Source organism: Aeromonas sp. 600948, from assembly GCF_049174875.1.
In the GTDB taxonomy this organism is placed as follows: domain Bacteria; phylum Pseudomonadota; class Gammaproteobacteria; order Enterobacterales; family Aeromonadaceae; genus Aeromonas; species Aeromonas veronii_A.
In genome coordinates this window covers 59320-72266 of the sequence record NZ_JAAKTY010000005.1, presented here as the reverse complement: position 1 = coordinate 72266, position 12947 = coordinate 59320, and the positions used below count along the sequence as shown (strand labels likewise).

The following is a 12947-nucleotide window of genomic DNA, read 5'->3' as shown; positions in this document are numbered from 1 at the left end:
GAAACAATCATTCCTCACTGCCGGACAATTTACCCCCGAGCCAGGGGACCAGTCGCTGCTCCCAATAGGGTTCGGGGCCAAATCTGGCCTTGAGGAAATCGATGAAGAGACGGATCTTGGGATCCAGATGTTCGCGCCTGGCATAAACGGCGTGTACCGCCATCTGCTGGTTCGGTCGCCATCCTGGCAACACCGGGATTAGCTTGCCGCTCTGTAACTCCTTGTCCAGCAAGTAGTTGGCGATATAGGCGATGCCGAGCCCGGCCAGTGCCGCATCCCGCACCGCCTCCGCCATATCCACCCGATAGTTGCCCGCCACCTGCACCGTCTGGCGCTCCTTGCCCTGGCGAAACGACCACTGGTGATAGCGCCGCTCCCGACTCTGGTAAGTGATGCAGTTGTGCTGGGCCAGATCCTTGGGATGGAGCGGCGTACCGTGGCTCAGCAGGTAATCCGGCGAAGCCGCCACCACGAAGCCAATGTCGGCCAGCCGCTGTCCCACCAGCCCTTCCGGCTTGTCCTCATAGGTGGTGAGCCAGAGATCCAGCCCCTCATCCACCAGATTGGTTCTGTGGTCGAACAGCGAGACCTCCAGCTCCAGCTCGGGATAGCGATCCTGAAACGCCTTGAGATGAGGAATGACGTGCAGACGACCAAAAGATTGGCCCACCCCGAGATGGAGCACGCCACTCACCTTGCCACGCCGCTCGGCGATCATGGAGTCAGCCTCCTGCGCCACCGCCACCAGCGCATGGCAGTGACGGGCATACTCCTGACCCAGCTCGGTCAGGACGAAGCGGCGGGTGGTGCGCTGCACCAGCTGGGCGCCAAGGGTGGTCTCCAGCAGCGCCAGCTGCTTGCTGATATGGGATTTGGAGACCCCGAGACGACGGGCGGCGGCAGAGATCCCCTGCTCGCGCACCAGCGCATCGAAGATCACCATTTGAGGAAGACGTTGCAGCACAGGATAACCGGATTGAGTGGCGGTAGCCCATTATTCCAGAGCCGCCCGCCAAGGGGTAGGGTCAGAGCCCCAGCGCCCGGGTGATCTGCAGTTTGAGGGGGTCGTCAGCCGGATTCTGGTTGGCGCCGTAGCTGGCGATCAGCTTGCCATCGCGTCCCACCAGATACTTGTGGAAGTTCCAGTTCGGCTCATCCCCATCAGCGGCCGCCGCCAACCCCTTGAACAGTGGCACAGCATCGGAGCCCCGCACCGCTACCCGATTGAACATCGGGAAGGTGACGCCATAGTCGCGGCGGCATACCTCGGCGGTCTTGGTCTCGTTGCCCGCCTCCTGCCAGAAGTCGTTGGAGGGGAAGCCCAGAATAATCAGCCCTTTATCCTTGTAGCTCTGGTAGAGCTTCTCCAGATCTCGGAACTGGCCGCTGTAGCCGCAATAGGAGGCGGTATTGACCACCAGCACTACCTTGTCCTCGGTCAGCTGACAGAGGTTGTGGCGCTGGGCATTGTTGAGCTCCCGCATCTCCACATTGAAATAATCTGGGCACGCCGCAGAGGCCGCACCGGCCCCCAATAACAGCAACAGAGTGAACCATTTCATCGCCAAGACTCCTTTTGTTTTGTCCATCATACGCGGTTACCAGAGCCGCAGTTCACTCTCAATGCAATGGAATGCCGGTCAGCCAGCCGTGGCCCCAGAACACCAGCAGCGCGGTGGCAGCCAGGCCCGCCCCGACGCTGATGCCGGTGCCCGTCCAGTTAGCCGCCGGACGGGGATATCGCTGCCAGTCCCGCACCGAAATCCAGACCATGCTCACCAGCGCCCACAGCCCGATGCCGCCAAACAACACCAGAGAGCGCGCCTCGCTGTTGACCAGCAGATGGGCCACCGCCCAGAGCAGGGTACCGAGCAGTTGGGGATGCACCAGCCAGCGGCGCAGATGGTTGGGCCCCTGGCCGGAGAAGAACAGGATCAGCGCAAAGGGCATCATCACCGTCATGGTCATCGGCCCCCACTCCGGCAGGAAGTAGAGCGGCAGCGAGCTGGCCGAGCGCCAACCGGCGATGATGCAGGCAATGGCGACAAACACCAGCAGGGAGAAGAGCCCCTTGTAGCGATTCTCACCCAGCAGTTCTCTCAGTCGCGCCCGATGGGCCACCGCAAAACAGGGGTAGAGATGGATCAGGGTAAACAGCGCAACCCCCAGGGTCAGCAGGAACATGAGTCTCTCCTTGTACTTGGTACGACCACTATGCCGTAAAGGGAGATGTGCGCCTATCAAAACCGCGCTGATCCATGGAGTCAAAAGTGTAGCAAGACAAAGGAGCAGAAAGAAAAGAGCCGATCACGATGGATCGGCAAATAAGTGCCAGGGCAGTCAGACATCTCGCCAGATGGGAGATGCCCCAAACGGGGATATTGAGTGGCCGATGGCGCCCATCGGCCGAACAGGATCAGCCCTTGAGCTGATAGAGCGCCGCTACGTTGCGCGCAGTGAGTTGAATATTGGTGCTGGCGCTCTCCAGCGCCTCCGGCAGAGACATGGCGCGGTTGACCACGGCGAATACCGCGTCCAGACCGTGATCGTGTACCACACCACAATCGTCGGTCAGGCAACCGGAGATGCCGATCACCGGCTTGCCGAACTGCTTGGCGCAACGTGCGACACCGATTGGCGTCTTGCCATGGATGGTCTGGCTGTCGATGCGCCCTTCGCCGGTGATAACCAAGTCCGCATCGGCCACTTCCTCGGCCAGCTTCAGGGCTTCAATCACGATCTGAATGCCGGGCTTGAGCTCGGCACCAAGCAGACCGACCAGCGCGGCCCCCATGCCACCGGCAGCGCCCGCCCCCGGAATATCCTTCACCTGCTTGCCAAGGGCCTGCTCAATGCAGTCGGCATAACGGGAGAGGTTGGCATCGAGCTGCGCCACCATCTCGGGGGTCGCCCCCTTTTGCGGGCCAAACACGGCGGAGGCGCCTTTCGGGCCGCACAGCGGGTTGTTCACATCGCACGCCACCTCGATAACCAGGTCGCTCAAGCGCGGATCCAGACCGTTCAGATCGATGGTCGCGAGCTCAGCGAGACCGGCGCCACCCAGCTCGATGGCTGAGCCATCGGCTTTGAGCAGCTTGCCGCCGAGCGCCTGGATCATGCCAGCACCGCCGTCATTGGTGGCGCTGCCGCCGATACCGAGAATGAGGTGCTTCACCCCCATCTCCAGCGCAGCCAGGATCAGCTCACCGGTGCCGAAGCTGGAGGTGAGCAGCGGATTGCGCTGCTCGGGCGCCACCAGATGGATACCGGAGGCGGCGGCCATCTCGATGACGGCGCGCTCGCCATCGCCCAGCAGGCCGACGAAGCCCTGCACCTTGTTGCCTAGGGGCGCGGTCACTTCGACCGGCAGGATCCGGCCACCGGTGGCATCGACCAGCGATTGCACCGTGCCTTCACCGCCATCGGCCATCGGCAATTTGACGTAGGTGGCGTTCGGCAGCACCTGCTTGAAACCGGCCTCGATGGCATCAGCCACCGCCATGGCGCTCAGACTCTCCTTGAATGAATCGGGGGCAATAACAATTTTCATATCAATTCCTTAGGCGAGGCCAAACACGCCAAACATCAGGGTGGAGACAGTGGCAATGGTCAGACCGACTGCAGTTTCGTAAGGGATAAGTTTCAGGCGCTCACCCACCCCCATGTGGACGCTGCCACCGGTGGCATGGAAGAAGGAGCCGTGGGGCATGTGGTCAAACACGGTGGCACCGGCATGGATCATCGCCGCCCCGGCCAGACTGCTGATCCCCAGTTCAATCAGGGTGGAGCTGAATACGTTGGAGGCCACCACGGTACCGGCGGTGGTCGAGGCGGTTGCCAGCGACATCAGGGCACCGGAGATGGGCGCCAGCAGGTAGGAGGGCAGACCGGAGGCGGTCAGGCCGCTGATCAGCACATCTTTCAGGCCGGAGTTGGCGATGATGCCCGCCAGGGTACCGGTACCCAGCAGCATGATGGCGACCGGCGCCATACGAGCGAGGCCGGAGACCGCAAACTGGTTCACCTTGCTGAATTTACCCATCATCAGGGCACCGACCAGACCACCAAGCGGCAGTGCAATCAGCGGATCCACCACGATACCGGCAACAGGACGCAGAGCCAGCAGCAGGATGGCGACCAGCGGTGCACTGATGGCGGCGGCAAAGCCTGGCAACTTGGCACCGGCAAAGCTCACCACCTCATCAGCAGCAACCTTGCTGCCCTTGTTGTTCAGCCGCTTGGCCAGCCAGTAGGCCATCACCAGACCGAACAGACCCGGAATGATGCCCGCCGCCATCACAGAGGTGAGGGGCAGATGGAAGGCATCAGCCGCGGCAATGGCGTTGGGATTGGGGGACATGACGTTACCCGCCTTGCCGCCGCCGATCATCGCCAGCAGGATGGCCGCCTTGGAGAGGTCGGCACGGCGGGCGATGGCCAGCGCGATGGGGGCGACCGTGATAACGGCCACATCCACGAATACGCCGACCGCAGTCAGGATCAGGGTTGCCAGCGCCAGCGCCAGCAGGGCGCGGGTTTCACCGAGTTTCTTGACGATGGTCTCGGCGATAGTGGTGGCAGCGCCCGATTCGATCAGTACACCCGCCAGCACACCGGCCGCCAGGATCCGCATTACAGCTGTGGTGATCCCCTGGGCGCCGCCGATCATCAGGGCTACGGTCTGGGTCAGATCGGCACCGCCAATCAGGCCACCGGCAAGGGCACCCACGATCATGCCGTAAGCGGGCGGCACCTTCTTCAAAATGAGGATGATGGCGATGGAGAGCGCCGCGATGGCGCCAAGGGCTGTAACCGGGATCATGACGGACACCTTCAATGGGAGTGAATGGCCGCCATTATGGAGATCTGCAATCAGAATGCTTTGGCTGAATAGCCAAAAATCACGTCATGTAAAAGTAGTTTTTTGTCTAAAATTACAATCACAAGTCGAGATTAAAGCCGAGATAGAGCAAAAATTTGTCGTCTAACTTGTTGAAATTCAACCCGGTTATCTGCTCTATTCGCCCCAGACGATAGCGCAGGGTATTGGGGTGAATGAACAGGGCTTCGGCACAGCGATGCAGATCACAATCCTGCAAGAAATAGTGGCGCAGGGTCTTCTGCAGCGCCCCTTTGCCATCTTCCCGGGCCAGTTTCTGCAGCGGTGTGCGCAGCTGATCCGCCTGCCAGGAGTCCGCCAGACTGCCCAGCAGCACCGGCAAACGGTAGTCCTCAAAGAAGTAGACCTGTTTGCGCGGCGCCTGCCGCATGCCACGGCGCAGGGTATCGCGCGCCGTCTGGTAAGAGCGCGCCAGCCCGTCGATCCCGGCGAAGTAATCGCCCACCGCGATATGCACCTTGAAGTGGGGAATGCGCGCCAGCAACTGCTTGATCCGGCTGCGCTCCTGCGCCGATTGCCAGACGCCCTCACTCAATTGTGCCGGTTTGAGCACCACTATCTCGTCGAGCCCGTTGATGGCGACCAGATTGTCCCGCTCCGGATTTTCCAGCTGATGAACCAGCTCTCGCAGACGCGCCGGATCGGCCTCCTCCAGCGCAAGCACGGCCACCACCCTGGGCTGGGCCAAGTCCAGCCCGAGAAAGCGGGCCGCCTGCTGCAATTGATCGACTCGCCCCTCGCCCCGAATGAGCTGCAACACCAGCTCCTCCTTGTGGCGCTTGTCCCACTGCAACTGCTCGGTGAGCGCCGCCTGCTCCAGGATCAGCTCTGCCGTCATTCGCACCAGCTCGGCGTAAGCACGAACTTCCTCCGGATCGCCAGAGATGCCGATCACCCCGATCAGCTCCCCCTGATAGGAGATGGGCAAATTGATGCCGGGTCGCACCCCTTTGAGCTGCAAGGCAGTCGCTTCGCTGATCTCCACCACCCGGTTTTCTGTCAATGCCAGCACGGCCCCTTCGTGACGCTGATGGATCCGCTCCGGATTGCCGGACGCAATGATGAGGCCGTGTTCGTCCATCACGTTGACCGAAAAGGAGAGGATCTTCATCGCCCGCGCGACGATCTGGCGGGCAAGGTTATCGTTTAGCTGCATAACATCTCCGGACAAGGGGCTGATCTGGCTACGTCACCACGAGGCGATTCAGGGCACATGGGCGCAAAGATGCCACATCATCAAGACAAGCGAGAGGGGGATCGCTAGAATAGGCCACTTTACCCGATGTGTGCCCCGCCATGGAGCAGGAATTGCGTGCTTGCACCCGCCTGCCCGTGCTGGCCCATCCCTCCGATCTGGACTGTGCTATGGATTATGAATTTCGCCGCGACCCGTTTGGTGGCTATCGCGCCCGGTTCTCCATGGGCCATGAAGCCATCGGTCAGTGGCTGATCGACGAGGTTGGCAAGGATGAGGAGAAGCTCGACGAGCTCTTCTCCATCATTGATCAGCTCTCCAACCGCACCCGAGTCGAATACCGGCTCAACGGCGGTGACTACTCCCTGCTGCTGACCCATGAAGAGGCGGAGGTGAAAGCCAACGCCCTCAATATCGAGCTGGGTGAGGATCTTGACGATCTCGCCTACTACGATGATGAACAGCTGGCCATGTGCGGGCTGGAAGATTTTGCCCAGGTGCTCGGCTCCTGGCGCGCCTTTATCCGTAACGAGGATATGGGCTGATTGACCCAATGTCGGGCAAATGTGCCCTTTTGCCTAACTCAACAGGATTGACTATGTCTATTTACGATTTTGATGACGAACTGCCGGAAGACGAAGAACAGGAATCCACCAAGAAAGCGGCTGCACCTGCCAAGAAGAAAGGCAAGCAGGTGATGAACACTCAGGTCAACCTGAGCCCGCGCGATGCCAGCCGTCTGAACGGCATGCACGTTGAAGCGATCGCCACGCTGGACGACGTCAGCCTGCCGAAGAACGTCATCTTCAAGGCTGGCCTGATCGCCCTGGGCGAACTGGAAGCCGGCAAGCGCGCCGATATCATCGCCCGCGTGATCGCAGAATCAGGCCGCTAATCGCCCCTGAAGTGTCTAGTCCTGAAATAGGTTTACACATTTTCAACTAGCATTTATCTACTCAGAACCCCCTATGTACCGCATCGGGGGTTCTGTATTTCAACGCATGATGCGGCCGCTCCTCGTTGTAAATATCTACTGCTTCACGCACCATTTCCCGCGCTTGCGTCAAATCCTGCGGGCTTTGCAGCAATAACTCTCCTTTCAAAATCCCGTTCACCCGCTCCGCCAACGCATTCTGATAACAGTCATACCCATCCGTCATCGAGCATTTCACCCCGTACCGTTCATGTAATGACTGATACAGTCCCGAGCAATACTGCACGCCGCGGTCTGAGTGATGGATAAGTTCACCGCCGCCACGTCGTTGCTTCAGTGCTTTCTTGAACGCCATCGCCACCGATTCGGCGTGCATCCCTTCGTGCACGTGATGGCCCACTATCTTGCGTGAGTACGCATCCGTCACCAGGCTCAGGTACAGCGGCCCGCTCCTGGCTGGCAGATAGGTGATATCTGCGACCCAGACCTGCTCCGGGGCCACCGGTGTGACCTGCTCTGGCCCCGCCTTGAGCAAGTTGGGATGACGGTAGAAACGGTGAAAACTGTGGGTGGTCTTGTGATAAGCCCGTCTGGGTGGCACCAGCAGGCGGTGCTCGGCCAATATCCGAAACAGCCTGTCACGCCCGACCTTGAGCCCGCCATCATCCTGACCCTGCAGCAGATAATGCAGCTTGCGAGTGCCCATCCGAGGTTGTCGCAGTCGAACCTGACGCACAAAACGCACCACCTGCAATCCCTGTGCATGGCGCTCATCGGCGACCCGATTGCGCTTGTAGTAAGCCTGCCGGCTTATCCCCAGAAACAGGCAAGCCCTGACAATGGTCAGCCTCTCGACTTGCCGCTGCGAGAGGACTTGCCGGGTCGCTTTTTTACGATGGAGACGCCGTAGTCATTCTTCAGTACATCGACGACGGCCTCAAAGAACTGGGCCTTCTGACTCATCAGCGCCAGCTGTTGCTCGAGTTCCTTGATGCGCTGTTCGGGCGTCTGGTTGTCGGGGTCAGGCATGGTGATGCTCCTGCCGGCGCGCACAGAAGCCCCCTGGCTCCAATCTTGCCGACCATGTTTACGCAACCATACCAGAACGGTGGAGCGGCCCTGAATGCCATAACGCACCTGAGCCTGTTTGTAGGTGAGCTCGCCTTTTTCAATCTGCTCGACCAGTGCCAGTTTAAAAGTCAGCGAGTAATCGCGCTGTGTCCGTTTCACACCTTGTCCCATCGGGTTCTCCATTTATTGGGGGGGAAAGGTGTAAACCATATTCAGGACGGGACAAAGGCATAAAGAAAGCCGGAGCCACTGCTCCGGCTTTTTAATTGGTGCCAATCTGCTCTGACTCAGGGTTGCTCACAGCGCAGCAGACGTGGCTGTCCCCAGGGAACCAGTTGGTCGTAATGGCCACTGGCACGTGCCGCAGCCAAGGCTTCGTTGAAGCGTTCTATCAGTTCGCGTCCATTTTGCATCTTGCGCGACACCAGCAAATAGAAGGTATCCCGCTGGCGAAAATAGGGGAGCGGTTGCAGATAGTTCGGGTCGCCGAACACCTGCATGCTGGCGTCCGCCGTCACCGCATCATTCATCGGCATCAGATCAACCCGTTTCCGCTCAAGCAGTTGCAGACATTGCACCAAACTCTTGGGGCGAGTGAGCCGCAATGAAAAACGGGCAATCACCTCATCTGCGTGACTGGTGCTCCAGCTGGCAGGAATACAGACTCTCAACCCCTGCCACTTGCCATCGAGTACCGCATCACTGCCACGATAGGTGAACCAGGAGAGGTGATCGATATGAATGGGGGCGCTGTAATAGAACAGCTTGGCTCGCTCACGCGTCCAGGCATAAGGGAAGGTGGCGGATGCCAGGCCGTTGCGAACCAGCTCGTAGCCCCGGTTCCATGGCAGGTAATCCACCTTCAGCTCGTCATAGCCAGCCTCGCGCAGCAGGGTCGTCACCAGCCGGGTGCTCTGCCCACCATCAGGCAGCCCGGGCCCGGAATAGGGCGAAAAATCTCCGGTTACCAGCGACAGGGGGGCGCATGACAACCATCCACACCAACAACAGAACAACCAGCCATAGTGCTTCATCGCCATCCCTCTCTTTACTCTCCAGTTCAGTATAGGAGGCTGACCCAAATAACCCGGTCTGGTTGCCTTTGCGCCAACGCCCCTGCTAAGGTGCAGCGCTTTTATTACAGAGGAGTTCCGATGTTACCCCTACCTGACATACTGATCTGGGCAGCACTGGCACTGGCCACCCTGCTCTGTATGGCACGCCAACGCCTGCCAGGTTTCCTGCTGCTTGCTGTGGCTCTGCTGCTGGCGCTCTGGCTGGATCGCATCACCACGACCGCACTGCTGGTGACGCTGGCAGCCCTGCTGCTGGCCTGGCGTCTGCCCACCTTCTCCGGCCATAGCCGCCCCCTCGCATGGTCAGCCCTGCTGGCATGGGCGGTGGCACTGACCCTGCACCTGATCCCCGGTTTCAGCAATCTCAAGGTGCTGGATCAGGTACTGGCAGGCCCCGCCAGTGTGCCATTCAACATGTATCTGAACCTCGACAAGCCACTGCTCTTCTTTGGGCTGCTGCTGGCCTGTCCGACGCTGCTTGGTAAGGGAGGCGCTATCCGCTGGCGTCCGCTGGCTCTGTTACTGCTGCCGCTGGGTGCCCTGCTGGTCATCGCCTGGCAGTTGGGGGCACTGAAACCGGAAGTGGGTCTGCCCCACTGGTGGTGGCTGTTTGCACTCAACAACCTGCTGTTCACCTGCGTGGCGGAAGAGGCGCTGTTTCGAGGCGCTATTCAGCAGGGGCTGACCGAGCGTTACCGCCCCTGGATTGGCATCATCGTGGCCGCGCTACTGTTCGGAGCCATCCACCTGCCCGGTGGCCCACTGCTGGCGCTGTTTGCGACCCTGGCAGGCTGCTGCTACGGCTTGGTATTCCAGCTCAGCGGGCGACTCTCCGTGGCCATCCTGATCCACTTCGCCTTCAACTTCGCCCATCTGGTGCTCTTCACCTACCCGCTGGCCAGAGCCTGACGGTCAACTGCGCGGCGTCTTGCCCTTGAACTGCTTGACGCTGCGTTTGGCCTGAGTACGGCGATTGGCCTGCTTGTCACGAGGGGGGCGTTTGCCCTCCCCGCTGGCAGGCTGGTCGGTGATCGGGAATCCCGCCAGATCTCCCAGCGGCAGCTCGCGGCCGGTCAGGGTGCGGATGGCTTGCAGCATGTCACTCTCGCCATGACAAACCAGCGAGATGGCCAACCCCTCGCGGCCAGCCCTGGCGGTACGCCCGATGCGGTGAACGTAGACAGGGGCACTGGCGGGCAAGTCCAGATTGATCACCAGCGGCAGCGCCTCCACATGGATGCCGCGCGCCATCAGGTCGGTGGCCACCAGCACCCGCACCCGACCCTCCTTGAAATCATTGAGCGCCTGCTCGCGCACCGCCTGCTCCTTCTCGCCATGGAGAGCAGCCACCGCAATGCCCGCCTTGGCCAGCTTTCTGGCGACCCCGTCGGCATCATCCCGCGCACTGATAAAGACCAGCACCTGCGGCCACGCCTGCTCCTTGAGCAGGCTGATGAGCGCCGGCACCTTGCTGCTCTTGTTGACCAGATAGAGTCGCTCTTCGATCTCGTTCACCACGCTGTTGAGGGGTGTGGCCTCGATACGGGTTGGCTCACGCAGCAGGCCGTTGGCCAGCGCCTCCAACTCGGCAGGCAAGGTGGCGGAGAAGAACAGGGTCTGGCGATCCGCCGGAATAAAGCCGAGCAGCGCCTTGATGTCGGGAGCAAAGCCCATCTCCAGCAGGCGATCCGCCTCATCCAGCACCAGCAGCTGCAGACCATCCAGCCCCAGCAACTGTTGGGTCAGCAGATCCCGCAACCGCCCGGGTGTAGCCACCAGCAGCTGTGGCCCCTGCGCCAGTTCGGCCTGTTGCCGCTCCTGCGCAACGCCCCCACACAACGTCACGATGCACAATCCCAGCGCCTCGGCCCCCTCTTTAAGCGCGGCAGATACCTGAATCGCCAGCTCGCGGGTTGGCACCAGCACCATACCCTGCACCTGGCTGGAGGCAGGATCCAGCCGTTGCAGCAGCGGCAAACCAAACGCCAGCGTCTTGCCGCTGCCGGTCTGGGCCAGTGCCAGCAGATCCTGCCCCGCCAACGCCGCCGGAATCGCCAGCTGCTGGATGCGGGTCGGCGTCTGCAAGGTGGTGGGCAAAGAGGCCAGCAGAGCGGGATGGAGGGCAAGTTCGCGAAAGGTCATGGCGCTACGTCAACAAAGAAGTGGGAGGCGAAGTCTAGTGAGCGGGGGCCGAGAAGTAAAACCCTATCCATGATGGCCAGGCCAAGGGGGGATTGCAACGGGCTGACTACACTTGAGCTGACCCATCACAGAGAAAACTGTCATGACCAGACACATCCCCATCCTGCTGCTGACCAGTGCGCTGCTTGGCAGCATCTCGCTCGGCCTGTCCGGCAGCACGGCGAGCGACAGTGCGGCCGAACAGGCCAAACCGGTGCGTACTCTTAACGCGCATCTCGGTGAGCTGCCGGGACTGATCAATGCCGACAAGACAGGACCTTTCGTTGATTTAGTGCGCGCCATCGACGATCTTCATCCCGATGTGACCATCAGAATCACCATCTATCCCATCGCCCGGGCCATGGCCGGAGTGATCGCTGGCAAGGCAGATCTCGGTCTGCCCGCCATCCGCAATCTCAGGGAGGTCGATATGCTCCCCTACCGTTTCAGTACCCGCAGCTTTGGCAAGGTGGCCCATGTGATTTACAGCAATACTGCCCATCCGGTCACCACAGATATGGCCTATGGCATAGTGCCCACCAAACGGGATCTGCTGATTGAAGCCGTTCCCGACTATATGCCCTTCTCGGTACAGCGCTCGATGAGTATCGAGCAGTCACTGCGCAAACTGTCTCGGGGTCGCATAGACGCCTTTGTCTGGGCACAAGAAGAGGCGGACCTGATGCTGAAAAATCTGAAGCTGACCAATATTCGCCGTGAATTCTTTGGTGATTTCGAGGATGTCTTCATCATCCAGAAAGGGGGGAGCGGGGATGAAATAGACGAATTTTTAAGTCGTTCCATTGAGCAACTCGCCGCCACCGGCAAACTGGCCGAGATCTACGAGAAGATCCACCGCCCCTATGTGGAGTGGCAACCCTCCCCACCCGCCAAGGCTGAACCGGCGACCACCCCGCCCGCAACACCCTGAACAGACAATTCCCGCATAAAAAATCCCGCCGAAGCGGGATTTTTTATGGCTTGCAGCCTTACAGCACGGCCAGAGCAGCGGCGTAGTTCGGCTCGTCGGCCACTTCTGCGACCAGCTCACTGTGCAGCACCTTGTTGTCACCATCCAGTACCACGATGGCGCGAGCGGTCAGACCTACCAGCGGGCCGGAAGAGAAGGCAACGCCGTAATCCTCCATAAAGGCCGCACCGCGCAGGGTGGAGAGGGTCACTACCTTGTCCAGACCTTCGGCGCCGCAGAAGCGGGACTGGGCGAACGGCAGATCGGCGGAGATGCACAGCACGACAGTGTTATCCAGCGCGCTGGCCTGCTCGTTGAACTTGCGCACAGAGGTCGCGCAGGTGGGAGTATCGACGCTCGGGAAAATATTCAGGATTTTGCGCTGACCGGCAAAGCTTGCCAGGGTCACGTCGGAAAGATCCTTGGCCACCAGGGAGAAGGGCTTGGCTTGCTCACCGGCGACCGGGAAGTGACCAGCGACGGAAACCGGGTTGCCTTGCAGAGTGACTGAGTTGCTCATGTGTTATGTCCTTTATTGGTGTAGTAAAAATCCGAGTGATCAGTATAGGGGCGGCGGGACCAGACAAACACCCGCGAAGATAAGGGATATAAAGGGGTTG

14 protein-coding genes are annotated in these 12947 nt (G+C 60.3%); 4 read left to right on the top strand and 10 right to left on the bottom strand.

Annotated features, from left to right (window positions below; translation table 11 throughout):
* Positions 1-7: 7 nt before the first annotated feature.
* The 6 genes from G5182_RS05900 to G5182_RS05875 form a co-directional block, all read right to left on the bottom strand.
* Positions 8-943, bottom strand: a complete 936-nt coding sequence (locus tag G5182_RS05900; protein ID WP_042053315.1) for a LysR family transcriptional regulator — start codon at positions 941-943, stop codon at positions 8-10.
* 82 nt (positions 944-1025) lie between these two features.
* On the bottom strand, positions 1026-1562 hold the full coding sequence (locus G5182_RS05895) for a glutathione peroxidase (RefSeq protein WP_227341895.1): 537 nt from the start codon (positions 1560-1562) through the stop codon (positions 1026-1028).
* 58 nt (positions 1563-1620) lie between these two features.
* Complete coding sequence (locus G5182_RS05890; RefSeq protein ID WP_421254254.1) at positions 1621-2184, bottom strand: NnrU family protein; 564 nt, start codon at positions 2182-2184, stop codon at positions 1621-1623.
* Positions 2185-2416: 232 nt separating this feature from the next.
* On the bottom strand, positions 2417-3550 hold the full coding sequence (locus G5182_RS05885) for a glycerate kinase (RefSeq protein WP_421254253.1): 1134 nt from the start codon (positions 3548-3550) through the stop codon (positions 2417-2419).
* A gap of 9 nt (positions 3551-3559) precedes the next feature.
* The gene (locus G5182_RS05880; RefSeq protein ID WP_005340326.1) at positions 3560-4822 is read right to left on the bottom strand and encodes a GntP family permease; all 1263 of its coding nucleotides are present in this window, start codon (positions 4820-4822) and stop codon (positions 3560-3562) included.
* A gap of 118 nt (positions 4823-4940) precedes the next feature.
* Positions 4941-6056 carry a sugar diacid recognition domain-containing protein gene (locus G5182_RS05875; RefSeq protein ID WP_227341892.1) on the bottom strand — a complete coding sequence of 372 codons (1116 nt, stop codon included), beginning with the start codon at positions 6054-6056 and terminating at the stop codon, positions 4941-4943.
* 209 nt (positions 6057-6265) lie between these two features.
* On the opposite strand from G5182_RS05875, the gene G5182_RS05870 reads away from it, so the two are divergent.
* Both G5182_RS05870 and G5182_RS05865 read left to right on the top strand, forming a co-directional pair.
* Complete coding sequence (locus G5182_RS05870; protein ID WP_031227767.1) at positions 6266-6640, top strand: YacL family protein; 375 nt, start codon at positions 6266-6268, stop codon at positions 6638-6640.
* 53 nt (positions 6641-6693) lie between these two features.
* Entirely contained in the window at positions 6694-6990 is a 297-nt protein-coding gene (locus tag G5182_RS05865; RefSeq protein ID WP_005348860.1) for a hypothetical protein, read from the top strand.
* 61 nt (positions 6991-7051) lie between these two features.
* On the opposite strand, the gene G5182_RS05860 is transcribed toward G5182_RS05865, so the two are convergent.
* Positions 7052-8271, bottom strand: a protein-coding gene (locus tag G5182_RS05860) for an IS3 family transposase (protein WP_227341480.1) whose coding sequence is annotated in 2 segments (ribosomal slippage) — positions 7052-7923 and positions 7923-8271 — 1221 coding nt in all. Because the reading frame shifts where the segments join, the coding sequence is not laid out codon by codon here.
* 116 nt (positions 8272-8387) lie between these two features.
* On the bottom strand, positions 8388-9092 hold the full coding sequence (locus G5182_RS05855; protein ID WP_227341891.1) for a substrate-binding periplasmic protein: 705 nt from the start codon (positions 9090-9092) through the stop codon (positions 8388-8390).
* Positions 9093-9254: 162 nt separating this feature from the next.
* Between G5182_RS05855 and G5182_RS05850 the strand changes: the two genes are divergently transcribed.
* A complete protein-coding gene (locus tag G5182_RS05850; RefSeq protein ID WP_227341890.1) occupies positions 9255-10085 on the top strand; it encodes a CPBP family intramembrane glutamic endopeptidase in 831 nt (276 codons plus the stop codon).
* A 3-nt stretch (positions 10086-10088) separates the two neighbouring features.
* Here the strand turns inward: G5182_RS05850 and G5182_RS05845 are convergent, their stop codons facing one another.
* Positions 10089-11318 carry a DEAD/DEAH box helicase gene (locus G5182_RS05845; RefSeq protein ID WP_227341889.1) on the bottom strand — a complete coding sequence of 410 codons (1230 nt, stop codon included), beginning with the start codon at positions 11316-11318 and terminating at the stop codon, positions 10089-10091.
* 142 nt (positions 11319-11460) lie between these two features.
* Between G5182_RS05845 and G5182_RS05840 the strand changes: the two genes are divergently transcribed.
* Complete coding sequence (locus G5182_RS05840; protein WP_100646827.1) at positions 11461-12288, top strand: transporter substrate-binding domain-containing protein; 828 nt, start codon at positions 11461-11463, stop codon at positions 12286-12288.
* A gap of 58 nt (positions 12289-12346) precedes the next feature.
* Here G5182_RS05840 and tpx read toward each other — a convergent pair whose 3' ends face one another.
* Positions 12347-12847, bottom strand: coding sequence for a thiol peroxidase (gene tpx / locus G5182_RS05835; RefSeq protein WP_021230929.1), 501 nt, complete (start codon positions 12845-12847; stop codon positions 12347-12349).
* Positions 12848-12947 lie beyond the last annotated feature (100 nt).